The sequence below is a fragment of the Streptomyces lunalinharesii genome (genome assembly GCF_039532155.1).
GTDB lineage: Bacteria > Actinomycetota > Actinomycetes > Streptomycetales > Streptomycetaceae > Streptomyces > Streptomyces lunalinharesii.
In genome coordinates this window covers 17004-42479 of record NZ_BAAARK010000003.1, presented here as the reverse complement: position 1 = coordinate 42479, position 25476 = coordinate 17004, and the positions used below count along the sequence as shown (strand labels likewise).

General features: G+C 76.6%; 1 protein-coding gene. It reads right to left on the bottom strand.

Annotated features, from left to right (window positions below):
• Positions 1–25380 carry an amino acid adenylation domain-containing protein gene (locus tag ABD385_RS06225; protein WP_344573967.1) on the bottom strand — a complete coding sequence of 8460 codons (25380 nt, stop codon included), beginning with the start codon at positions 25378–25380 and terminating at the stop codon, positions 1–3.
• Positions 25381–25476: the final 96 nt, after the last annotated feature.

Genomic DNA, 25476 nt, shown 5'->3' with positions numbered 1-25476 from the left:
TTAGAACCTTTCCCAGACGGTGGACGGCGTGGACTGCCCCTCGGAGCCGGTGGTGGCCGTGGCCGCGTAGGTCTCCCAGATCAGCGGGGAGCTGGCGGCGGGTGCTGCGGCGGGGTCGGTGACGGGTGCGGCGGGTGCCGCGTCGGGTGCGGGACGGGCGGTGCCGGGCAGCGGGCGGCGGTCCAGCAGGGGCGCGGACAGCGGCTTGCGGACCGGGGTGGGGGCCGCCGTTTCGTCCCACGCCGCGAGGATCGCGGCGGCGTTGGCCCCGCCGTCGGCGAAGCAGTTGACGGCGGCCACCGGTCGCCGGTCCGGCCAGCCCTCCACCGCCCGCGGGAAGCGGAACGGGGAGGCCGCCAGGTCGAAGTGGTCCAGCGGCTCCTGGCCGGACAGGAACGGCGCCTGCTGACGGTTCACGAGCGCGAGCACGGCCGCCAGGAACGCCGCGATGCCCTCCGCGCACAGCGGGTGGCCGATGCCGGGCTTGACCGAGCCCAGCGTCAGCGGCCGGTCGGAGCCGGCGCGGTAGACGTCCTGGATCGCCTTGAGCTCCAGCAGGTCGGTCACCTGCGAGCCGGAGCCGTTGGTCTCCACCCGCCCGATGTCCTCGCCGTGCAGGCCGCTGCGTTCCAGGGCGGTGCGCAGCACGTCCTTCTGGGCCTCGAAGCTGGGGGCCGTCGGGCCCGCCGTCCGGCCGCTGTTGTTGACGGCGATGCCCTTGAGGACGGCGTACACCCGGTCGCCGTCGGCCACCGCCCGGTCCAGCGGCTTGAGCAGCACCAGGCCGCAGCCGTCGCCCAGGACCGCGCCGGCGGCGCGGCGGTCGAAGACGTGGAAGGCGGGTTCGGGGCTGAGGATGCCGCGGTGGCGCATGCCGTCGTGGGCCTCGCCGCTGGTCAGCAGGCTCACCGCGCCGACCACCGCGGACTCCACCTCCCCGTCGCGCAGCGCCTGGACGGCCATGTTCATCGCGGTCAGGGCGGAGGAGCAGGCGGTGTCGACGACGAGGCTGGGGCCGCGCAGGTCGAGGAACTGGGAGACGTTGGCCGCCAGGTAGTTCTGGCCCACCGCGCGGATGGAGTGCCGGGTCTCGTCCTCGGACCGCAGCCGGCCGCGGGCTCCGACGTAGACGCCGGTGCGGCTGCCCTTGACCTCCTCGCGGGTGTAGCCGGCGTGGGCGAGCAGGGCCACGCTCTCCTCCAGCAGCACCAGCGCCTGCGGGTCCATCGCGGCGGCCTCCTCGGGCGGGATGCCGAAGAACCCCGCGTCGAAGGAGGTGACCTCGGGCAGCAGCGCCGCGAAGTCCCCGGGGCGGGCGCCCCAGCGCTCCGGCGGCACCTGGCCGATGGCGGACCGCCCCTCGGTCAGCAGGCGCCAGTAGCCGTCCAGGTCCTCACCGCCGGGGAAGCGGCCCGCCAGGCCGACCACCGCGATGTCGGTGCGCTGCGGCCGGGCGGGGTGCTGCCGGGTCAGGGACCGGGCCGGGCCGCGGCGGGGGCGGCGCGACGCCGGGCGCCGGGCGGGTGCCGCGGCGGGCGCGGCGGGGGCCGCGGGCTCGGGGGCCGCGGGGGCGGCGCCGAGCACCGGGGCCAGTTCGTCGCCGCGGGTGTCCGCCAGCCACTGCGCGAACTCGTCGAAGGTGGCGTACTCGTACAGCGCGGAGGGGTCGATCGGGTCGCTGATGCGCCGGTTGATGGGCTGGAGCACCTGCGCCAGCAGGATCGAGTCGACGCCGAGTTCGTGGAAGGCCAGCCCGCCGTCCAACTCCTCGGGCTTCATGCGCAGTTCCTCGGCGAACACCTCCACCAGCCAGCCGCGGATCACCGGTACGAGGTCCCCCGCGGCGAGCGGCGCGGCGGCCGGGGCCGCCTGGGGTGCCGGGGCCGGGGCCGAGACCGCCGGTGCGGCGGCCGGGCGCGGCACGGCGGGCCCGCGGTCCGTTTCCGGCTCGGGGATCTGCCGGCCCAGCAGCAGCTCGGGCCGCCAGTTCCCGGGCTCGGGGATGCTGGGCAGGAGGACCGGCGCGGTCCGGCCGGCCAGCACCTCGTCCAGCATGCGCAGCCCCTCGGCGTCGCGGTGACTGCCCAGCCCGGTACGCCGGTAGGCGGGGGTGGTCATCTCGCCGAAGCCGCTCTCGCGCCAGCTCGACCACTGGACGCTGACCACCGGCAGCCGTCCGGCGTGGGCGCCGGCGAAGAAGTCGAGGTAGGCGTTGGCGCCGGCGTAGTCGCAGTTGGCCGCGCCGAGGCTGGGAACGGCCGAGGCCGTCGAGGAGAACAGCACCCAAAAGCGCAGCGGTTGGTCGGCCAGGCACGCGTGCAGCACGTCCAGACCGGCCGCCTTGGGCTCGTACACCCGGCGGATCGTCTCCAGCGGCTTGCGGATGAACGCGGGGTTCTCCGCGTCGCCGGCCCCGGCCGCGTGCAGCAGTCCGCCGACCGGTCCCAGCTCGCGGACCACGTCCTGGACCGCGGCCCGCATCGCCGGCAGGTCGCCGAGCGGGGTGGTGAGCACCCGCACCTGCGCGCCCTCGGCCTCCAGGGCGAGGATGCCGGCGACCTTGCGGCCGGCCGCGGAGTCCTCGCGGGCCAGCTCAGCCCAGCGTTCGCGGGGCGGCAGCGCCTCGCGGCCCATCAGCACCACCTTGCGCGCCCCGTAGGAGCGGACCAGGTGCCGGGCGCTGAGCAGGCCCAGCCCCCGGGTGCCTCCGGTGACCCACAGCACGTGTCCGGCGGGGAACGGTTCGGGGGCCGGGACGTCGGCGGCGGGTGCGGGCCGCAGCTGCGGCAGGTGACGGCGGCCGGCGCGGTAGCAGACCGCCGGGTCCTCGGCGTCGGTGGCGTACTCCGCGCCGATCTGCGCCGCCAGCGCCTCGACGTCGGCCGGCGCCGCGTCGGTGTCGACGTGCCGGGACAGCAGGTGGGCGTACTCGCTCTGCAGGGCCCGGTAGAGCCCGGCGCGGGTCGCGCCGGCGAGGTTGACCGGCGCCCCGCCGAACGGCTCCAGGTGGCGGGTCACGCACAGCACCCGCATCCGGTCCCGGCGGCCGGACTCGATGAACCGCTGGAGCAGCGCGAGCCAGTCGTCGCAGGTGCCGGCGCGGGTGCCGCAGCCGGTCAGGTCGATCCAGCCGTCGACCTTGTCCCAGCGCGGGTCGGGCAGCGCGGTGGCGCCGTCCACCTCCCGCACCACGACCTCGTGCCGGGCCGGCAGGTGACGGTCCAGGGCCCAGGCCAGGTCCCGGGTCTCCTCGGTGGCCAGGACCAGCACCCGGCGGCGCGGCCCGTCGTCGTCCTGCGGGGCGGGCGCCGGCGGGGCGACGGCCGCCCAGTGCTTGGTGAGGAACACGTGGGTGCGGTCCGGGTCGTCCGGGTCGTCGGTGTCCGGCGCGTCGTCCGCCGGGCCGCCGTGGTCGAGGACGGTGCCCGTGCAGTGCGCGACGGACTCGGCCGGGCCGTCGGCGGGTTCGCTGGTGACCTCGAAGGAGACCGTGCCGTCCTCCTCCGGCAGCAGCAGGACGTGCAGCCGCACGCGGCTGCCGGCGGCGGCCGGCACGTCCACCGGGGCGGACCACACCACGTCCGCCGGCTCGACGTCGGCGCCCGGGTCGTCGAACGCCCGCACCGCCGCCTTGCGCACCAGCTCCAGCACCGCGTCCTCGGCGAGCGCGAACCGCCCGTCGGGGCCCGCGACCGCCTCCGCGGTGAAGCGGGTGCCGTCCAGGTTCGAGGTGTTGGCGAGCCCGTCAGCGGCCGGCGCGGCGCCGGCGCCCGGCCGCGGCACGGCGCCGTCGGTGCGCAGCCAGTAGCGGTCCCGGGCGAACGGGTAGGTGGGGGCGGCCACCCGGTGGGGCGGGCGCCCGTGGTAGCCGGCGGCCCAGTCCACGTCGAAGCCGGCCGCCCAGGACTTGGCGAGCTTGTCGTGGGCGCCCTGGGCGGCCCAGCCGCGCACCACCTCCCGGTAGACGTCGTCGCCGGAGAAGAGGGCGGTGACCTCGCGGTGGTCCTTGGCCGTGCCCCGGTGGACGCCCGGCACGGCCTTGTCGCCGCGCGCGAACGCCTCCAGTTGGGCGGCGAGTTCGGCCAGGTCACGGCTGACGAACGCGGCCCGCTCGGGCATCGCGACCCGGCCGACCTGGAAGGTGTACGCCAGCTCGGCCAGGGTGGCGCCGGGCTCCGCGGACCGGTCCCGCAGCCGGGCGGCGACCGCCCGGACGGTGCCGGCCTGAAGCAACCCGGCGGTGTCGATGCTCAGCCGGGCCGCGTCGTGGAGGCGGTTCTGGAGGGCGGCGAGGTGCACCGGTTCGACGCCCTGGTCCTCCCAGCCCGCGTCGGGGTCCACCTCGGCGGGGCGCACCCGCAGCACCGCCGCGAGCTCCTCGCGCACCACCTCCTCGACGTCGGCGCCCTGTTGGCTGCGCAGGTGGGCCAGCAGCCGTGCGGCGTAGGCGGTCAGTCGCTCGCCGTCGCGCGCGGACAGCGGCAGCACAGCCGGCCCGCCGGCGGCGTCCGTCGCCGCGCCCCGGCCCCGGGGTGCGGGGAACGCCTCCAGTACGAGGTGGGCGCTGGAGCCGGTGGCGCCGACGTTGCTGACCCCGGCGCGCAGCGGCACGACCGTCCCGTCGGGGCCGCGCCCGGGCAGCCAGGGCCGCGCCGTGCGCTGCACGTGGAACGGCGACCGTTCGATGTTCAGGTGCGGGTTGGCGGGGTCGGCGTGCAGCGACGGCACGAGCGTGCCGTGCTGGAGCTGGAGCACGGTCTTGGTCAGGGCCGCGAGGCCGGCCGCGCCCTCGGCGTGCCCGATGTTGGACTTCACCGAGCCGATGGCGCAGAACTGGGTGTCGTCGGTCCACCGGCGGAAGGCCCGGGCCAGCCCCTCCACCTCGATCGGGTCGCCCAGGGAGGTGCCGGCGGCGTGCGCCTCGACGTAGCCGATGGTGCGCGCGTCGACGCCGGAGTCGGCGAGGGCGCGGGCGATGACGTCCGCCTGGCCGACCGGGCTGGGGACGGTGACGCCGCTGGTGGCGCCGCCGTGTCCGGCCGCGCTGCCGCGGATCACCGCGTACACGTGGTCGCCGTCGCGCTGCGCCTCGGACAGCGGCTTGAGGACCACCGCCCCGACGGCCTCGGCGGAGACGTATCCGTCGCCGCCCTCGCCGAAGGAGTGGCAGATGCCGTCGCTGGCGTGCATGTTGGCCATGCCGTAGGTGACGTACTTGGCGGGGTGCAGCGAGAGGTTGACGCCGCCGACGACGGCGACCCGGCTCTCCCGCAGCCGCACGCTCTGCACGGCCAGGTGCACCGCGCTGAGCGTGGAGGAGCACACCGTGTCCAGGGTGACGCTCGGCCCGTGGAAGTCGCAGAAGAACGAGACGCGGTTGGCGATCTGTCCCTGGTTGAGCACCAGGGGGACCGTCGCGCCGGCGGCCCGTGCGTCGGCGCCCACCAGCAGGTAGTCGTGCTGCATCACGCCGGCGAACACCCCGACGTGGCGGCGCGCGTCGGGCCCGTCGGGCGGGCAGAGGCTCTGCGGGGTGTAGCCGGCGTCCTCGATGGCCTGCCAGCAGCTCTCCAGGAATAGCCGTTCCTGCGGGTCCATGCCCTCGGCCTCGCGCGGGGTGATCCGGAAGAAGCCGGCGTCGAAGCGGTCGACGTCCGTCAGGAAACCGCCCCACCGGGACACCGGCCGGCCGCTGGGCCCGCGGACGTCCGCGACCTCGTCCTGGGACCAGCGGGCGGCCGGGACCTCGGTGACGGAGCTGCGTCCCGCGCGCAGGTTGGCCCAGAAGGCGTCCAGGTTCTCCGCGTCGGGGTAGCGGCCGGCCATGCCGATGATGGCGATCGGCTCACCCGTCCCCGCCGCGGCGGGAACGGGGGCGGGCTCGGGGGCCGGGGCGGTGCGGGCGGGCGGTGCGTCCGCGGCGGCCGGCACAGCGGCGGGCGCGGCGGCGGACGCGGGCGTGACGGTCGGTGCGGGCGTGACGGTCGGCGCGGCCGTGCCGCCGAAGGCCGTCGGGTAGCGGGTGGCGAGGTGCCCGGCGAGGTCCCGGATGGTCGCGTACTCGAACGGCAGGGTGGGCGGGACCGGTTCGCCGACGGTCTCCTCGAGCGTCCCGACCAGCTCCAGCACCTGTGCCGATTCCAGCCCCAGCTCGTAGTAGCCGATGCCGGTGTCGATCTCGTCGGCGCGGCGGCCGAGGCGCGCGGCGACCAGCTCGCGCAGCAGCCCGCCCGCCGCGTCGACCGATCCCGACGCGGCGGCCACCGGCCGCTCGGCGGTGGGCCGTTGGGCCGTCGGCCGGTCCTGCGGGCCGCGCGCGGTGGCACCGACCCGGTCCAGCTTGCTGGTGAGCCGCTCCAGGCGGGCCACCTGCCGGCCGTCCTCGTCGTACAGGTCGATCGTCAGGTACACCAACTCCTGGGCCCGGCCGACCGTTCGCTTGTCCACCCGGGCCAGGCAGCGCCGCCCCAGCGGACCACTGGCCCGGAACGACCGGACGTGGATCGGCAGGAACAGGTGGCCCTCCTCGGCCACCGCGGCGTGGAACAGCGGTCCGGCCGCGATCGCGCTGCCGTCCAGCAGCGCCGGGTGGAAGGTGACGGCGTCGTCCGCGGCGAACGCCGCGCGGACCGCCACCGAGGCGATCAACTCGTCCTCGTCCTCGCTCACTTCGCCCTCGGCGCGCAGCGCACCGCCGTGCGTCAGGCCCTGGCTGCCGTGCTGGGCGTACACCTCGTCCAGCGTCCGGGGGGTGCCGGGGCGCCGGGCGGGGTCGATGCGGCCGTCGAAGGTGACGGGCTCGACCGGGACCGCCTCGACGGTGGCGTACGGGCGGTCCGGGGCGTCGGGCGCGGTGGCCCGCACCCGCCAGCCGCCGCCGTCGAGGGGCTCGGCCCGCAGGTCGACGTCCGTGTGCCCGCCGTCCTCGACGACCAGGGGCCGCAGCACGGTCAGGTCGCGCAGCTCCAGGCGCTCCGGCGTGCCGCCGTGCGCGCGAAACAGCTGGTGGACGAGGTCCACGTAGGCCAGGGCGGGCAGCAGCAGCCTGCCGTGCACGCGGTGCCCGGCGACCGCGGGGTGCTCGGCGGTCAGGACGAGTCGCTGGTGCAAGGTCGCTCCTTCGGGTACGGGCTCGGGGGTCGGTCGGGCGACCGGCCGGCGGTGCAGCTCGGGCAGGGCCACCGCGGTTCGGGTCGGCCGGCCGTCGGCCGGCTCCCGCCACCCCTCGACGATCACGTGGGCGTTGGTCCCGCCGTCGGCGAAGCAGTTGAGCGCGGCGGTGGGCCGCTCGCCGGTCCACGGCTCGGCGCTGCGGACGAAGCGGAACGGGGAGGCGGCCAGGTCGAAGTGGTCCAGCGGCTCCTGGCCCGACAGGAACGGCACCTGCTCGCGGTGGTGGAGCATCAGCACCGTCTTGAGGAACCCGGCGATGCCCTCGGCGCACAGCGGATGGCCGATGTTGGGCTTGATCGAGCCGAGCCCGCAGGGGCGCGCGGAGTCGGCCCGGTAGACCTCGTTGATCGCCTTGAGTTCGAGCAGGTCGGTGATGGCCGCCCCGGACCCGTTGGCCTCGATGTGGTCGATGTCCTCCGGGCGCTTGCCGCTGGCCGCCAACGCGGCGCGCATGACGGCGCGCTGGGCGGCGATGTTGGGCGTGGCCGGTCCCGCGGTGCGGCCGTCGTTGTTGACGGCGAGGCCCTTGACGACGGCGAGCACCTGGTCGCCGTCGGACAGCGCCCGCCGCAGCGGCTTGAGCAGGACCAGGCCCGCGCCCTCGCCGAGCACGATGCCGCGGGCCCGCCGGTCGAAGACGTGGAAGGCGGGGTCCGGGCCGAGGATGCCGCGGCGGGCGAAGACCCGGTGCGCCTGGTCGGTGTTGAGCAGGCTCACCCCGCCGACCACCGCGGCCTCGATCTCGCCGGTGCGCAGCCCCTGGACGGCCATGCCCATGGCGACCAGCGCGGACGAGCAGGCGGTGTCGACCACCACGCTCGGGCCCCGGAAGTCGAAGAACTGCGAGATGTTGGCGGCCAGGTAGTTCTGGCCGACCGCGACGATGGGGTTGCGGGCCGCCGTGAGGGTCCGTTCGTCCGGCACGTGGTGGGCGCGGCCCCCGATGTAGACGCCGATCGGGCGGCCCTTGAGCTCCTGGTGCGGGTAGCCGGCGCGGTGGCACAGCTTCAGCGTCTCCTCCAGCAGCAGCAGCGCCTGCGGGTCCATGGCCGCGGCGTCGGTGTCGGGCACGAGGAAGAACTCCGGGTCGAACTGCCCGTACCCGTCGATCAGTCCGGCGTGGTACGGGGTCGGGCGGCCCCAGCGCTCCGGCGGTACCGGCGCGAGGGCGCTGCGGCCGGTGCGCAGCAGCTGCCAGTAGTCCTCGGGCGTGGGCGCGCCGGGGAACCGGCAGGCCACCGCGACCACCGCGACGTCGAGCGGGCCGGCGTCGGCCGGTTGCACGGGGGCGGTGGTGCCCGCGGGGGCGGTGGTGCCCGCGGGGTCGGCGTCGACGCGGGCGGTGACGGTGCGGCGGGGTTCGGCTGCGCCAACCGTCGCCGCGGGGGCGGGCGTTCGGGGCGGTGCGGTCGGCTCGGCGGTCTCCGCGGCCGGTGGTGCGGCGGCCGGTTCGACGGCCGGCGCCGCGGCCGGTTCGGGGCCGAAGGCCGCCGTCAGCGCCGCCGGGTGGCGCGTCGCCAGCCAGTGCGCGAAGGCCGCGACCGAGGAGTGCTCCAGCAGTGCCGACGGGTCGAGGTCCTCGGACCCCAGCCGCTTGCCGACGGACGTCATCAGCTGGGTCACCATGATCGAGTCCATGCCGTAGTCCTCGATCGGCACCTCGGCGGAGAGCTTGTGGCGCGCGAAGCCCAGGTCCTCGGCGAGCCGGTCCAGCATCCAGTCGACGGCCGCGGACACCGTCTCCGCGGCCACCGCCGGGGCGGGGACGGCCGGGGCCGCCGCCTGGTCGGTGGCCGACGCGGCGGCGGGGGCGGTCCGCGCCGCCGCCGACCGCGCCTCGGGGGCGTCCGGCGCCTTGCGGGCCGTCAGCGTCTCCGGGCGCCACAGCGCGGGGTCGTCGATGACGGCGGGCAGCACCACGGGCCCGTGGCCGCCGGCCAGCACCCGGTCCAGCAGGGCGAGCCCCTCCTCGTCGGTGAGGCTGCCCATGCCGGTGCGCCGGAAGGCCGGGCTGCGCACCTCCCCCATGCCGCTGTCCCGCCAGCTCGGCCACTGGAGGCTCACCAGGGGCAGGCCGGGCGGGGCGGCCAGCGCCGCGTAGTCCATCGTGGCGTTGGCCATCGCGTAGTCGCTCTGGCCGACGGCCAGTGCGGGCACCGCGGCCGCGACCGAGGAGAACAGCACGAAGAACCGCAAGGGTTCGTCGGCCAGGCCCGCGACCAGCGCGTCGAGGCCGGCGACCTTGGGGGCGAAGACCTCGCGGACCCGCTCCAGCGGCTTGCGGACGAACGCCGGGTGCTCCCCGTCGACGAGGCCGGCGCAGTGCAGCACCCCGCCGATCGGGCCCATCGTCGCCCGGACGTCCCGCACCGCGTCCGCCACCGCGGCGGCGTCGGTCAACGGCACGGACAGCACCCGCAGTTCGACGCCGTCCGCGGCCAGTGCGTGCAGCGCGCGCAGCTTCTCGCCGCGCGGGCCGGGCTCGTCGAGCAGCCCCGGCCAGTCGCGCGACGGCGGCAGCTGCTCGCGGCCGGTCAGGACGAGCTTGCGCACCCCGTGCCGGCGCACGAAGTGCCGGGCGGCGAGCAGGCCGAGGCCGCGGGTGCCGCCGGTGACCCACAGGACGGCGTCGGCGGGGAAGCCCACCGGGCTGTCTGCGGCGTCCTGGGGCAGCTGGCGCAGCCGGGGCCGGAAGCGCCCGTCGCCGCGGAGCGCGACCTCGCCCTCGTCGTCCGGGGCGGCGAGTTCGGCCAGCAACTGCCGTACGGCGGTGGCGTCGTCGGCCGCCGGGTCGAGGTCGACGTGCCGGGAGCGGATCTTGCCGTACTCGCTCTGCAACATGCGGTACAGCCCGGCCCGGGTGGCGCCCGAGGGGTCCACCGGGGCGTCGCCGAGGCGTTCCAGGCCGCGGGTGACGCCCAGGGCCAGCAGCCCGGAGCCGCCGGCGATCCGGCGCTGGAGCCACGGCAGCCACCCCGTCAGGCCGTCCTCGCCGGCGGCGCCGTCCGCGGCGCATCCGGTCAGGTCGACCAGGGCGTCGTAGGGCGCGGTGAGGGAAGCGGCGGCGGGGGCGCCGTGGCCGGCGTCCGGTTCGTCGGCCGACAGGTCGTCGGGGAGCAGGAGCCGGGCGTGCGGCAGCTGGGCGCACAGGCGCGTGGCCAGCGCCCGGCTGCCGGGCGCCGCCAGGACCGCGACGGAGCGCGGCAGTTCACCGGCGGCCACCGGCGCGGCCTGCCACTCCTTGGCCAGCAGCACGGTCTCCCGCGGCTGCCCGGTCGGTGCCGGCCGCTCGCGCTCTGCGTGCGCCGGCTCGGGCGCGGTCGCGGGCGCGGGAGGGGCCGCGACCGGGTCGCCGGGCGCCGGCAGCGCCACGTCCAGCCGGCACCGCTGCCGCTCGAAGGGGTAGCCGGGCAGGGCGACGACGACCGGCGGCGCGCCCACCCCCGACTCCCAGTCCACGGCCCCGCCCCCGGCCCAGTGCCGGGCCAGCTCCGCGACGGGCAGCGCGTCGGCCCGGACCGCGGCGGGACCGCCGCGCGCGGCGGTGCCGGTCCAGACGCCCGGCAGGTCCGTGCGCCCGTCCCGGTGCGCGGAGAGTCGCGCCACCAGCTCGTCGCGGTCGGTGAAGGCGACGGCGAGCCGGTGGGACATGGCCTCCCGGCCCGTCTGGAGCGTCCAGAGCAGGGCCTCGGGGTCGGTGTCGGCGCCCTCGCCCCCCAGGAACTCCGCGAAGCGCCCGGCGTACTCGGCCAGCCGCTCCTCGTCGCGGGCCGACAGCACGAACAGCTGCGGAACGGGGCCGGACCGGGGCCGGGCGTGCGGCACGTACTCCTCCAGGATCAGATGGGCGTTGGTGCCGCCCGCGCCGAAGGCGCTCACCGCGGCGGCCCGCGGCAGGGTGCGGCCCACGGCGTCGACCGCGGCGGGCCACGGTGCCGTGGTGCGCTGCACCTCGAACGGCGTGGCGGCCAGGTCGATGTGGGGGTTGAGCCGCTCGGCGTGCAGCGAGGGCACCAGCTGGCGGTGGCGCAGTTGCAGCAGCACCTTGGTGACGGCGGCGATGCCCGCGGCGGACTCGGCGTGCCCGATGTTGGACTTCACCGAGCCGATCGCGATCCGCCGGCCGGTCAGGTCCTGGTCCTCGTAGCCCCGCAGCAGTCCGCTGATCTCGATGGGGTCGCCGAGGGCGGTGCCGGTGCCGTGCGCCTCGACGTAGGTGATCGCCCGCGGGTCGAGGCCCGAGCGGGCGGTCGCCGCGGCGATCAACTCGCCCTGGGCCCGGGGGCTGGGCACGCTGTAACCCTTGCTCGCGCCGCCGTGGTTGACGGCCGATCCGCGCAGCACCGCCAGGATGCGGTCGCCGTCGCGCTCGGCGGCCGACAGCTTCTTGAGCAGGACCGCGCCGGTCCCCTCCCCCGGTACGTAGCCGTCGCCGCCCTCGCCGAAGCTGCGGCACCGGCCGTCGCTGGAGAGGAAGCCGCGCTGGCTGAGCTGGAGGTACTTCACCGGATGGCTGGTGACGTTCACGCCGCCGGCCACCGCCACCTCGCAGTCGCCGTCGCGGAGCGCCTGGCTGGCCAGGTGCAGGGTGACCAGCGACGACGAGCACATGGTGTCCACCGCGACGCTGGGGCCGGTGAAGCCGAAGAAGTACGAGGCACGGTTGGCCACCGAGGCGTAGGAGGACGACGTCGCCGCCCCGGTGCCGCGCAGCGCCTCGTCGACGCCGTAGAGCTGGTAGTGGCCGTACATCATGCCGACGAACAGGCCGGTGCGGCCGCGGTTGGCCTTCTGCCGGGTGTAGCCGGCGTCCTCCAGGAGGTGCCAGACCGTCTGGAGGAACAGCCGCTCCTGGGGGTCGAGGTGGTCGGCCTCGGTCTTGGACATCCGGAAGAACATCGGGTCGAAGGCGAACGGGTCGGACAGGAAGCCGCCCCACTTCGCCGAGGTCCGCCCGGGCGTCTGCGGGTCCGGGTCGTAGTACCGCGCGTGGTCCCAGCGGTCCGCCGGCACCTCCTCGATGCAGTCCGTGCCCTCCCGCAGGTTGCGCCAGAAGGCGTCGAGGGTGTCGGCCTGCGGGTAGCGGCCGGCCACGCCGATGATCGCGACGGCGTCGTCGTCCGTGGCGTCGGCACTCCCGATGGTGTCGGCACTCCCGATGGTGTCGGCGGCGGTGCGGGTATCCGTGCCGGTGGCCGGGTCGGTGTCCGTGTCGGTGTCCGTGTCGGTGCCCAGTGCCGCCGCCAGTGCCTCGGGGTGCTTCGCGGTGAAGTACCCGGCCAGTTCGCGCACCGTGAGGTACTCGAAGAACAGCGTCTTGGACAGCGGCCCGAAGCGTTCCTCCAGCCGCCGCGTCAGGCTCATCACCAGCAGCGAGTCGATGCCGTACCGCTCGAAGGACTCGTCGACGTCCACCTGGTCGGCGGGCATCCGCAGTTCCTCCGCCAACAGGCCGACGAGGTACTCCTCGGTGCGCCGGCCGAGGTCCGGGCCGGCGGCGGACGGCCGGCCGCCGGGCTCGACGGCCGGGTCCGTCAGGGTGACGGACGTGCCGGCCGGCGCGGCGGTGGCGGCCGGGACGGCGGTGCCGGCCGGTGCCGCGGGCGCGGCGCCGGGCAGGGCGCGGGCGATGGCGGCCTGGTCGCCCTGGGCCACCAGCACCCGCGGCGCGCCCGCCGTCAGGGCCCGCTCCCAGGCGTCCAGGGCCGCCGGGCTCTCCAGCGGCACCATGCCCAGCCCGGTGCGCAGCGCGGCCACCGCCGTGGCGTCGGCGGTCATCCCGCCGTCCCGCCACAGCGGCCAGTCCACCGCCAGGCTCCGGCCCGGGCGCCGTCCGGCGCGGTGGGCGGCGTCGCGGGCGGTGAGGAAGGCCCCCAAGAACGCGTTGGCGTAGGCGTAGGACGACTGTCCGACGCCGCCCAGGACCGCGGCGAGCGAGGAGAAGGCGCAGAAGTAGGCCAGCGGTTCGTCGCGGGTCGCCTCGTCCAGCCACAGTGCGCCGAACACCTTCGGCCCGAGCACCGCGTCCGCCTCCGCCCGCGACGTGCGCAGCACGAAGCCGTCGCGCAGCACGCCCGCGGCGTGCACGACGCCGGTGAGGGCGCCGAAGCGGCGCTTGGTCTCCCCGACGACCGCGGCCACCGCGGCCCGGCTGGAGACGTCCGCCCGCAGGTGCACGATCCGGCCGCCGTCCGCGGACGCCCGGGCCATCGCCGCCGCGGCGTCGGGACCCGGCTCGAAGCGGCTCACCAGGACGACCGTGCCCCCGGTGCGGGCGGCGATCCGCTCGGCGACGAGGACGCCCAGGCGCCCCGTCCCGCCGGTGACCAGGTGCACCCCGCCGGTGCCGAACGGGCCGTCCGGCAGGGCCGACCGGGACGGGGTGACGGGCCGCCAGGTGCGGGTGCTCCGGCCCGCCGCGTCGACCAGGACCTCGACCGGGCCGTCGTCCGCCGCCAGTTCCGCCAGCAGTGCGGTGTGCGGGTCGCGGTCGTCGGCGCAGGCCAGGGTGGAGAGGTGCAGGTGCGGGTGTTCCAGCCGCACCGAGCGGGCGAAGCCGCCCATCGCCTCGTCGAGCGCGGCGTGCGCCGAGCCCGTCCGGTGGGCGTAGAGGTAGCGCAGCGGGCCCAGCCGCCGGGCCATCCAGCCGCGGCAGAACTCCAGGGCGGCGCCGAAGCCGACGTCGAGGGCGTGCTCGGGGTCGCCGGTGCGCGGGGCGAGGTGCACCACCCGCACCGGGTCCGGGCCCGCGGCGGCCGTCGCGGCCCGCTCCAGCGCCCGCGCCGCGTCCTGCGCGGAGTGCAGCGGCAGCAGCACGGCGTGCGCGCCGCCGGCGCCGGCCTCGACGGCCGCCACCAGGTCCGCGCCGTCGCTGCCGGAGGCGTCCAGGACGAGCACGGTGCCACGCGGCGGCACGGGGGCGGCGGCGGGCAGCGGCGTCCACTCGGGCGCGTAGCTGCCGGTCCCGGCGGTGTCCGGCCGGCCGGCACCGGGTCCGTCCGCGGGGCCCTGGCCGGGCACCGGGCGCAGCGTGAACCCGTCGATGCGGGCCACGACCAGGCCGTCCGCGTCGGCCAGGCGGAGGTCGAAGACGGCGCCCCGGCCGGCGCGGGTGACGTGCGCGTAGCGGGCCCGGGTCGCGTCGCCGAGGAGTTCGACGGCGCGGATCGCGTACGGCAGGTGGGGCCGGTCCGCGGAGTCGGCCGCGAACACCCCGACGGCCTGGAGCGCGGCGTCGAACACCGCGGGGTGGAAGCGGTACTCGGCCGCCGTGTCCCGCAGCGCGGCGGGCAGGCTCAGCACCGCCAGCGCCTCGTCGGTGCCGTGGGCGACCTCGTCGAGGAGCGCCAGCGAGGGCCCGTAGGCGAAGTCGTGCCGGGTGAAGACGGCGTAGCACTCCTCGTGCGTGCGGATGGTGGTGCAGCGGGCGCGGACCGCGGCCGGGTCCAACCGCCGTTCCGCCGCGCCCCCTTCGGCGGCGGGTGCGCCGGCGGGGTCCGTGAAGTGCAGGCGTCCGCTGCCGTGCACGGCCCGTTCGCCGCGCTCGTCGACGCCGACCAGCTCGAAGCGGGCGGTGGCCGGGGCGTCCTCGCCGGGGGTCAGCCGCATCCGGACACGCCGGGGCCCGTCGTCGAGGGCGACCGGGGCGGCCCAGACGACGTCCTCGATACGGGTCGCGCGCGCACCGTCGGCGGCGGCGCCGTGGGCGAGTTCGCCGGCGAGGCGGGCCATGTCGAGGTAGGCGACGCCGGGCAGCACCGGGGTGCCCGCCACGACGTGGTCGCGCAGGAAGAACTCGGTGCCGGTCAGGGTCTTGTCGAAGGCGGTGCCGCGGAAGGTGGAGACGTTGCGGTCCAGCAGGTCCCGGTGGAGCGCGGGCCCGGCCGCCGGGGCGGCGGGGCGCTGCGGCGCGGCCGGGCCCGGGGCCACCCAGTGGCGGGTGCGGGCGAACGGGTAGGTGGGCAGCGCGACGCGGCGCGGGGTCGGCGCCCCGTCCGGTGCGTACGCGCGCCAGTCGACGTCCGCGCCGCCGGCCCAGTGCCGGGCCAGCTCTACCGGGGCGAGCGCGGCCAGCGCCCGGGCCGCCGCGGCGGCGGGCCGCCCGGCCGGGACCCGGTCGCGACGGGCGGCGGGGTGGGCGGCGAGGCGGGCGGCGGCCGCCAGCGCGGCGAGGAGTTCTGCGCGGTCGTCGGTGACGATCGCCAGCCGCTCCTCGAACGCCTCGCGGCCGACCTGGAGGGTGTGCGCCAGGTCCGGCAGCGCCACGGTGCCGGCGGGCAGGAACCGGGCGAGCCGGTCGGCACTCTCCGCGAGCGCCTCGGCGGTCCGGGCGGACAGCGGGAAGACCAACATGCCGTGCGGTGCGGCCGCGTCCCGGCGGGGCCGCACGGCCTCCTCCAGGACGACGTGGGCGGTGGCGCCCCCGAAGCCGAAGGAGCTCACCCCGGCCCGGCGCGGCAGGGCGCGCCCGTCGGGGCCCTGGGGCGCCGGCCACGGCCGGGTGCGGTCCACGACCTCGAACGGTGTGCCCGCGAAGTCCACGTAGGGGTTGCGGCGTTCGTAGTGGAGGTTGGCCGGGATCTCGGCGTGCCGCAGCGCCAGGACGGTCTTGATGAGCCCGGCGATGCCGGCCGCGCCCTCCAGGTGGCCGATGTTGGTCTTCACCGAGCCCACCAGGCAGGTCGGCCGGTCCGGCACGGTGGTCCCGGCGTCGCGGTAGAGGGCGGTGAAGGCGTCCTTCAGGCCGGCGATCTCGATGGGGTCGCCGAGCGCGGTGCCGGTGCCGTGCGCCTCCAGGTAGCCGACGGTGGCCGGGTCGGTGCCCGCCCTGCGGTGCGCGGCGAGGACGAGGTCGGCCTGGGCGTTGGGGTTCGGTGAGGTCAGCGAGTTGGTGCGGCCGCCGTGGCCCACCGCCACCGCCTTGATCACGGCGTGCACCGGGTCGTCGTCCCGCTCCGCCGCGGCCCGCGGCTTGAGCAGCACCACGCCCACGCCCTCGCCGCGCACGTAGCCGTCGGCGCGGCTGTCGAACGCCTTGCAGCGCCCGTCCTCGCTCAGCATCTCGCCGCGGCTGAGCGCGACGTACAGGGCGGGGCTGAGGATCAGGTTGACGCCGCCGGCCAGCGCCAGGTCGCAGCTGCCCTCGTGCAGGGCGGTCACGGCCTGCTCGACGGCGGTCAGCGAACTGGAGCAGGCGGTGTCCACCGCGACGCTCGGCCCGCGCAGGTCCAGCAGGTACGACACCCGGTTGGGGATGACCGAGAGCGCGGAGCCGGTGACGGTGTGGCCCTCGATGCCGCGGCCCACCGCCCGCTGCACCTCGGGGTAGTCGGAGTTGGTGACGCCGAGGAAGACGCCCACCCGCCGGCCCGCCAGGTCGCCCGGCCGGTAGCCGGCGTCCTCCACGGCGGTCCACACCGCTTCCAGCACCAGGCGCTGTTGCGGGTCCATCAGTTCGGCCTCGCGGGGCGAGATGCCGAAGAACGCCGCGTCGAAGCGGTCCACGTCGGGCAGGAACCCGCCCCACCGCGACCGGGAGGTGCCGCCGCCCGCGCGCCCCGCCCGCGGTGCGTCGGGGCCGGCCGGCGCGTCCTCGGCGTAGTCGCGCCAGTCCCAGCGGTCGGCGGGGATCTCCTGGATCAGGTCCCGCCCGCTGACGAGGTGGTCCCAGAAGGCGTCCAGGTCGACGGAGGAGGGGAAGCGGCCGGCCATGCCGATGATCGCCACGTCCGCGTCGCCGGCGGGGTGCGCGGCGTCGGTCGGGGCCGGCGCCGCCGCGGTGTCCGGCAGTTGCTCCGCGCGGTCGCCGGTGAGCGCGGCGGGGGCCGGCTCGCCGTAGACGGCGGCGAAGCGCCGCGGGTGGGCGCCGTACAGGTGCGGGACCAGGGTGGTCAGGGTCGGGTACTGGTAGAAGAGCGTCGGGTTGGCGGGGATGCCGAAGCGCCGGTGGAGCGCAGTGCTCAGGGCGGTGAAGGTCACCGAGTTCATGCCCAGCTCGCCCAACGGGGTGTGCGGCGGCACCGCCTCGGCGTCCAGGTTGACCAACTCGCCGACCATGGCGGCGAGTTCGGCGCGCAGGAGGTCCTGGTGGCCGGTGGGGCGCGGCGCGGCGGCGGGTGCGACCGGCTCCGGGTCGCCGGCGCCGTGCGCGTGGCGCAGCGCGGTGAGGTCCTGGGCCGCCAGGGCGGTGCGGTCCACCTTGCCGTTCAGGGTCTGCGGGAAGGACCGCAGCCGCACCAGCACGTCCGGGACCATGTACTCCGGGAGCCATGCGCGGAGCGCGTCCTTGTCGACCGCGGCGGCACCGTCGGAGCCACCGGTGCCGTCGGAGCCACCGGCGCCGTCAGTGCCGACGTAGAAAGCGCGCAGGCCGACGTTGCCGGGGGTGACCTCGTGGGCCACGACCACCGCCTCGCGCACCCCCGGCAGGCGGCGCAGCGTCGCCTCGATCTCGGTCAGTTCCACCCGGAACCCGCGGAGCTTGACCTGGGAGTCGATCCGGCCCAGGTAGCCGATCCGGCCGTCCGGCAGCCGTCGCACCAGGTCGCCGGTGCGGTACAGGCGCGGCGAGGGGCCGTCGGCGAGCGGGTTGGCGACGAAGCGCTCGCGGGTCAGCTCGGGACGGCCCAGGTAGCCGCGGGCCAGGCCGTCGCCGCCGATGTAGAGCTCACCGGGCACGCCGACGGGCAGCGGGGTCCGGTGCGCGTCGAGGACGTAGAGCTGGGTGTTGGCCAACGGGCGGCCGATGGTGACCGGTGCGCCGGGCAGCAGCCGGTCCGCCGCCGACCAGATGGTGGTCTCGGTCGGGCCGAAGAGGTTCCACACCGGTCCGCAGCCGGCGGTCAGCCGGTCGGCGGTGTCCTGGTCCAGCGCCTCGCCGCCGCACAGCACCTTCAGCGCCGGGTCGCCCGGCCAGCCGGCGGCCAGCAGCATCTTCCAGGTGGCGGGGGTGGCCTGGACGACGGTGGGGCGGGCGGCCTCCAGGGCGGCGCGCAGCCGCACGCCGTCCCGGGCGTCCTCGGTGGGCAGGATCTCCACCCGGCCGCCGGTGACCAGCGGGCCGTAGAGCTCCAGCCCCGCGATGTCGAAGCAGACCGTGGTCAGCGCCAACAGGCGGTCGTCGGGGCCGAGTCCGGGCTCGCGGGCCATGGAGACGAGGAAGTTGACCAGCGCCCGGTGGCCGACCTCGACGCCCTTGGGCACACCGGTGGAGCCGGAGGTGTACAGGACGTAGGCGGTGTCCTCGGCGGTGGCGCCGGGCACCGGACCGGCGCCGGGCGAGGCCGCGATCCGCTCGCGGTCGCGGTCGAGCACGACGGTCTCCGGCACGGCGCCGGCGAGCAGCCGCTCGGTCGAGGAGTGGGCGATCAACAGGTGCAGCCGGGCGTCGGCGGCCATGTGGGCGAGCCGGGCGGTCGGGTAGGACGGGTCCAGCGGCACGTAGGCGCCGCCGGCCTTCATCACCGCGAGGAGGGCGACGAGCAGGTCGGCGGACCGCTCCAGCAGCACGCCGACCGTGCGGCCGGGGGCGGTGCCGCGGGAGCGCAGGTGGCCGGCCAGCCGGTCGACGCGGTCCGCGAGTTCGCGGTAGGTCAGGCGCTCGGCGCCGCAGACCACCGCGACGGCGTCGGGCCGGGCGGCCGCCTGCTCCTCGACGAGTTCGCACACCAGCCGGTCGCGCGGATAGTCCTGCCGGGTGGCGTTCCACTCCCCGTGCAGGGCGCGCCGCTCCTCGGGGGCCAGCAACTCGGCGGCGGCGACGGGCCGGTCCGGCGCGGTGACCAGGGCGTCCAGCAGCCGCACGAAGCCCGCGCCGAGGCGCTGGACGGTGTCCTCGTCGAACAGGTCCGGGTTGTACTTGACGGTGTAGCGGCAGCCGTCGCGCTCCTCGATGACCTCCAGGGTGACGTCGAACTCGCCCTCCTGGTGCACCCCGTCGACCATGCCGCGGACCAGGCCGTCCTGGGCGCGCCCGCGGTCCAGCCAGTTCTGGAAGTAGAAGGCGGCCTGGAACAGCGGGCCGGCGGTGCCCCGGCCGTCCTCCTGGAGGGCCCGGGCGACGTCGACGAGCGGGTACGCGCTGTGCTCCAGCGCCTCGGAGACGGTGCGCGAGACCTCGCCCAGCAGTGTCGTGAAGGCGGCGTCCGGCGTCACCTCCTGGTCCAGCACGACCATGTTCATGAAGTAGCCGAGGACGGCGTCGAAGCCGTCGGCGGGGCGCCCGGTGGTGGGGGTGCCCACCAGGATGCGGCGCTGGGCGCTGTGGCGGTGCAGCAGCGCGACGTAGGCCGCCACGAGGACGACGTACAGCGACACCCGCTGCGTGCGGGCGAGCCGCTTGGCGGCGTCGGTCAGCGCGGCGTCGATGCGGCCCTCGACGCTGGCCCCGCGGTAGCTGGGCACCGCGGGGCGCGGCCGGTCCAACGGGAGCTGCAGGACCGGGAGTTCACCGTGCAGCCGCCGGGTCCAGTACGCCCGCAGCCGCTCCCCGTCGGGGCCGGCCAGCAGCGCGTGCTGCCGGGCGGTGAAGTCGGCGTAGGTGGCGGACGGGGCGGTGGCCGACGGGGCGCGGCCCTGGGCCGCGGCCCGGTAGGCGTCCTCCAGTTCGCGCAGGAAGACGCCGATCGAGACGCCGTCGAAGACGAGGTGGTGGAAGACCAGCAGCAGCGCCCGGCGACCGTCGGCGAGGCTGTGCAGGGTGGCGCGCAGCAGCGGGCCGCGGGCCAGGTCGAAGGGGCGGCGGACCTCCTCGCGCAGCCGCTCCAGCACCACCGCGTCGTCGGTGACGGTCAGGTACCGCTGGACGAAGGAGAGTTCCTGCCAGCCGTCGACGGACAGGAACGGCTCGCCGTCCTCGGTGCGGACGGTGGCGCGCAGCTGCGGGTGCCGGTCCAGCAGGCTCTGCAGGGCGGTGCGCAGCGCGGTGACGTCCACGTCCGGGGCCAGCCAGGAGGCCAGCGGCAGGTTGTAGGCGGCGGCGCCGTCGGCCAGTTGCTCCACGACCCACAGGGCGTACTGTCCGCGCGAGAGCGGGTGGCGGGTGGCGGGCGGGGTCACCTCGGGCGCGCCGAGCACGTAGGCGACGGGGGCGGCGGGGGCGGTCGGCGCCGCGGTCCCGGCCGGAAGGGACGGCGGCGGGGGTGCGGCGGCCGGCGCGGGCGCCGGGGCCGGGCCGGTCAGCACGCCGCTGGCGAGGAAGTGCGCGGCCGCCTCGCGCAGCGTGGGGTACTCGTAGAAGTCGTTCAGCTCGACGGTGGCGCCGAACGCGTCGGCGATCCCGGAGACGATCTTCATGCCGGTCAGCGAGTCGAAGCCGTACTCCTGGAGCGGCAGGTCGGGGCTGATCTCCTCGTCGATCTTCAGGGCGCGTTGGGCGACCGCCACCAGGCGGGCCAGCACCGCGTCCTGCGAGCCGGCCGTCGGGCCGGCCGCCGCGCGGACGGCCGGTTGCGGCGCGGCGTCGGCCGCCGGGCCGGCCACCGCTCCGTCACTGCGGCCGCTGACCACGCTCTGTCCGAGGTCGGTGCCGTCGGAGGCGGTGCCGCCGCGCACCGTCACCGCCTCGAAGCCGGCCTCCCGCAGCAGTCGCTGCCAGGTCTCGGGGGTGGCCAACGGCGCGTCGGCCATGCGCAGTTCGGCGTCCTGCGACAGCCACCAGCCCTCCAGGACCCCGCCGCCGACGGTGTTGCTGCTGCGCAGGGTGGTGAGCTCGTTGAGGACGAGCCGGCCGCCCGGCTTGAGCAGGTGCTTGGCCTTGCCCAGGGTGGTCCGCAGGTCGCGGGTGGCGTGCACCACGTTGGTGGCCACCACCACGTCGAAGGTGCCGGGTTCGAAGCCCTGGCGCGCGACGTCCTTCTCCAGGTCCAGGACCCGGAACACGGTGTACGGGTGCTGCCGGCCCAACTGCTCCTGGCCGTGTTCGAGGAAGCGGGCGGAGATGTCGGTGAACCAGTACTCCGCCCGGTCGGCGTGGGCGGCCAGCACCGGCAGCACCCGCTCGCTGGTCGCGCCCGTGCCGGCGCCCAGCTCCAGCACCCGGATCCGCTCGTCGGCGGGCCGGGCGGCCAGGTGCGCGCGGACGGCGTCGGCGACCATGTCGTTGAAGCAGTCGGTCAGCGGATTGCCCTTGTAGAAGTCCTTGACCAGCTCCATCGACGCGTCGGGGAACATGATCTCGGTGGCCCGCAACGTGCCGCGCAGCACCTCCGGATAGCGCTCCAGGCACATCCGGGTGAGCGTCACCACCGGTGCCAGGTCGGGGTGTTCGGCGGCCAGCCGGTCGAAGGCCGTGCGCAGCGCGTCCGCCCCGACCGGGGCGGTGTCGACGGCGGGCAGGGTGCGGACCCGGTCGCCCTCGTCGGCCAGGTGCCCGGCGCGGACCAGCATGTTGAGCAGCGCGCGGAGCTGGCGGGCGAACTTGGCCGGCACCCCGAGCCGTTCGGCCAGCCCCTCCACGGGGTGGACCTCGCCGGCGCGGGCGAAGACGCCCATCCGCTGGAAGGCGCCCAGCAGCGCGGTCTCGCTCAGCTCGTCGAGGCGCCGGTGGGCCGCGGCCACCCGGTCGATGCCCGGGTCCGCCGACGGGACGGTCGCCAGGCCCAGGGCGGCCAGTGCGCCGGCGTGCGCGCGGATCGGCATCACCTGCGGCGCGCGGCCGGCCAGCACCAGCGGGATCGCGTCCAGCCCGTCGCGCGGCCCGAACGCCTCGACGCCGAGGTCGGCGAACATCTGCCGCAGTCCCGGCCGGTCGCCGGAGCCGACCTCGCCCCAGTAGCCCCAGTTGACGACCCGCACCGGGTAGGGCAGCCGCTGGTCGAGGTCGAGGGCGTAGGCGTCCTCGAAGGCGGTGGCGGTGGTGTACGTCCCGTTGCCCGCGGAGCCCGCGAAGGCGCCCAGGGAGGAGAAGAACGCCAGGAAGTCCAGGGGCGCGTCGCCCAGTGCCGCGGCGAGGGCCGCGCAGCCCTCCATCTTCACCGCGACGGCGGCCCGGAACGCGCCCTCGGTCAGCCCGGCCAGCGGGCTGTTGTTGAAGACCATCGCGGAGTGGAACACGCCGTGCAGCGCGCCGAAGTGGCCGCGGGCCGCCTCGACGGCCCGGCGCACGCCCTCCTCACCGGCGGCGTCGCCCGCGACGTGCAGCACGTCGCCGCCGGCCGCCCGGACCCGCTCGATCGTGTCGCGCTGCGCCGCGTCGGGCGCGGTGCGGCTGAGCCAGACCAGGCGGGCCCGGTGGGTGCGGGCCAGTTCCTCGCTCAGCGCCCGGCCGATGCCGCCGGTGCCGCCGACGACGAGGTACACGCCCCCGTCGCGGAAGACCGGGCGCTCAGGACGTTGCGGGGTGAGTTCGGTCAGCCGGCGCGCGTACCGGACGCCGTGACGCAGCACGACGGTGTCGCCGGCGCGGTCGCCCGGCTCGGCCACCACGGCGGCGGCCAGCCGGGCCCGGCCCGGCTCGTCCCCGGCCTCGGCCGAGTCGAGGTCCACGCAGACGGCCCGCAGCCCCGGCACCTCCTTGGGCAGGACCTGGGTCAGGCCCTGGAGGGCGGCGGCGTGCGGGTTGCCGCCGCTGCCGGTGGGCAGCCGGTGCACGTCGCTGGTGACGACGGTGAGCGTGCGGGCGCGGGACGTGCGGGTGAGGTGCCCGGCGAGCCGGAACAGCGTGCTGATGCCGCTCTCCTGGTCCTCGGCCAGGGACGCGGCGCGGGCGCCCGGGGACCGGACGCCGGCGAGGTGGTACACCCGGTCGGCGGCCGCGGCGTCCGCCGCCCAGTCCTCGGCGGCGGGCCCGTCCAGCCGGACGGTGCGCACGGCGGCGCCGGCGTGGCGGGCCGCGAGGGCGTCGGCCAGGGGGTGGGACGCCTCGGTGGCGAGGATCAGGACGCGCTCGGCGGCGGGGGCGGCCGGCGGGTCGGACGGTCGGCCGTCCGCGGTCCACACCGGGCCGTAGTACGCCATGGCGGCGCCGGACGGCGCCGGTTCGCGGGGCGGGGCGGCGACCGGTTCGGCCGCCGCGGCGGGGCGCCGGCGCACCTCGGGTATCCAGTAGCGCTTGCGGGCGAAGGCGTAGGTGGGCAGGGCGGTGCGCAGGGCGCTGCCCGGTGTGCGCAACCGCGCCCAGTCCACCTGCGCGCCCTGGGTCCACAGCTCGGCGACGGAGGTCAGGTCCCCGTCGTCCAGAGCCCGTTCGAGGCGGGCGCGGGCGTCCGCGGTCAGCCCGTCGCGGCCGGTCAGGACCGCGTGCGCCACCTGCTCGGTCCGGCCGTCGGCGAAGTCCCCCAGGAGCGCCCGGGCCTGCGTCAGGTCGTGGGCGACGAACGCCAGCCGGGCGTCCATCGGTTCGCGGCCGACCTGGAGGGTGTGGGCGACGTCCGCCAGGTACCGCCCGTCGGCCGCGCCGGGCGCCCCGGTCGCGTCGGCGGGGGCGTCGGCGGTCGGCACGGGGGCGGCGAGGGAGGCGGCGAGGGTGCGCAGGCTCGCGCCCGCCAGGGCGACCGTCGGCACCTCGACCCCGAGGTCCTCGTGCAACCGCTGGGCCAGTTTGGCCTGTTCGGCGGGGCCGAAGCCGAAGTCGGCGAGGTCGGCGTCGGCGTCCAGTTCGCCCTCCTGCACGCCCAGCACCTCGGCGGCCAGCCGGGCGCACCGCGCCAGGTGCGCGGGCTCGGTCGGGGCGGGCGCGTCGGCCGGTTCCGGGGCCGCCGGGGCGGGCGCGTCGGCCAGGAAGTCGGCCAGCCGCCCGGCCTGTTCGCGCAGTCGCTCCGCGGTGCGGGCGGAGACCACCAGCAGCTGCGGCCCGGCCGGGGAGGCGGTGCGCTCCCGCTCGGGGAGGTGTTCCTCGACGACCACGTGCGCGTTGGCGCCGCCGCCGCCGAACGAGCTGACGCCGGCGGTGCGCGGCAGCACCACGGGGCGTCCGTCCGCGCCGGGTGCGGTCCGGCGCGGCCAGTCGGCCAGCTCCTGCTGCACGGTGAACGGGGTGGCCGCGAAGTCGATCTCCGGGTTCGGCTCGGCGGAGTGCAGCGACGGGGCGAGCTGGCCGTGGCGCATCTGGAGCAGCACCTTGGTGAGCCCGGCGATGCCGGCGGCCGACTCCAGGTGCCCGATGTTGGACTTCACCGACCCGACGGCGACCGTGCCGGGTGCGGCCGGGTCGTCGCCCGCGAGCGCCTCCTGAAGGCCGGCGATCTCGATGGGGTCGCCGAGCGGGGTGCCGGTGCCGTGCGCCTCGACGTAGCTGACGTCGCGCGGGTCCACCCCCGCCCGGCGCAGCGCGGCCTTGATCACCTCGGCCTGGGCGGTGGGGCTGGGGACGGTGAAACCGACGGTCTTCCCGCCGGCGTTGACGGCCGAGCCCCGGATGACGCCGTGGATCCGGTCGCCGTCGGCCACCGCGCGGCGCAGCGGCTTGAGCAGGACGGCGCCCACGCCCTCGCCCGCGACGAAGCCGTCCGCGCCGGTGCCGAAGCTCTTGCAGCGGTCGTCGTGGGAGACCATGTTGCGCCGCGAGTACAGGGCCAGGTGCTTGGGGTGCAGGATGAGGTTGACGCCGCCGGCGAGCGCGGCGTTGCACTCGCCGCGGCGCAGGCTCTCGCAGGCCAGGTGCACGGCGGTGAGCGAGGCCGAGCAGGCGGTGTCGATCGCCATGCTGGGGCCGGTCAGGTCCAGGACGTGCGAGACACGGTTGGCCAGCGACCAGTGGTCGCTGTGGGCGTCGGTGGGCACCCCGAGGGCGGCCGCCTCGCCGCCCATCCACTCGTAGTTGCTGTTCATCAGGCCGACGAAGACCCCGACGGGGTTGTCCCGGCCCAGGGTGCGCGGCGGGTAGCCGGCGTCCTCCAGGGTCTCCCAGGCCGTCTGGAGGAACAGCCGCTCCTGCGGGTCCATGTTCTCGGCGACGGTCGGCGAGATGTGGAAGAACAGCGGGTCGAACTTGTCCACGTCGGCGAGGAAGCCGCCCCACTTGGTGTGGGCGCGCTGGGCGTCGGCGCCGCCCGCGCAGTAGTGCTCGGCCGCGTCCCAGCGCTCCGGCGGGACCTCGGTGATGCAGTGCCGGCCGTCCCGGAGGTTCGCCCACAGCGCGTCGGGGGTGTCGGCGAGCGGGTACCGCCCGGCCAGTCCGACGACGGCGATGCCCTCGTCGGCGCCGTCGCCGGGCCGTGCCGTCGCCACCTGTCGCAGCAGCTTGACCAGCAGAGCGCGCTTGTTGTCCATGGTCCCTTCCCCGTTTGCCCCGTGTACCGCCCGGTCCGCCCGGGCCGCCCGCTCCGGGCGGTCCTCGGGTACCGCATGTCCTTGCCGTGCCGCCGG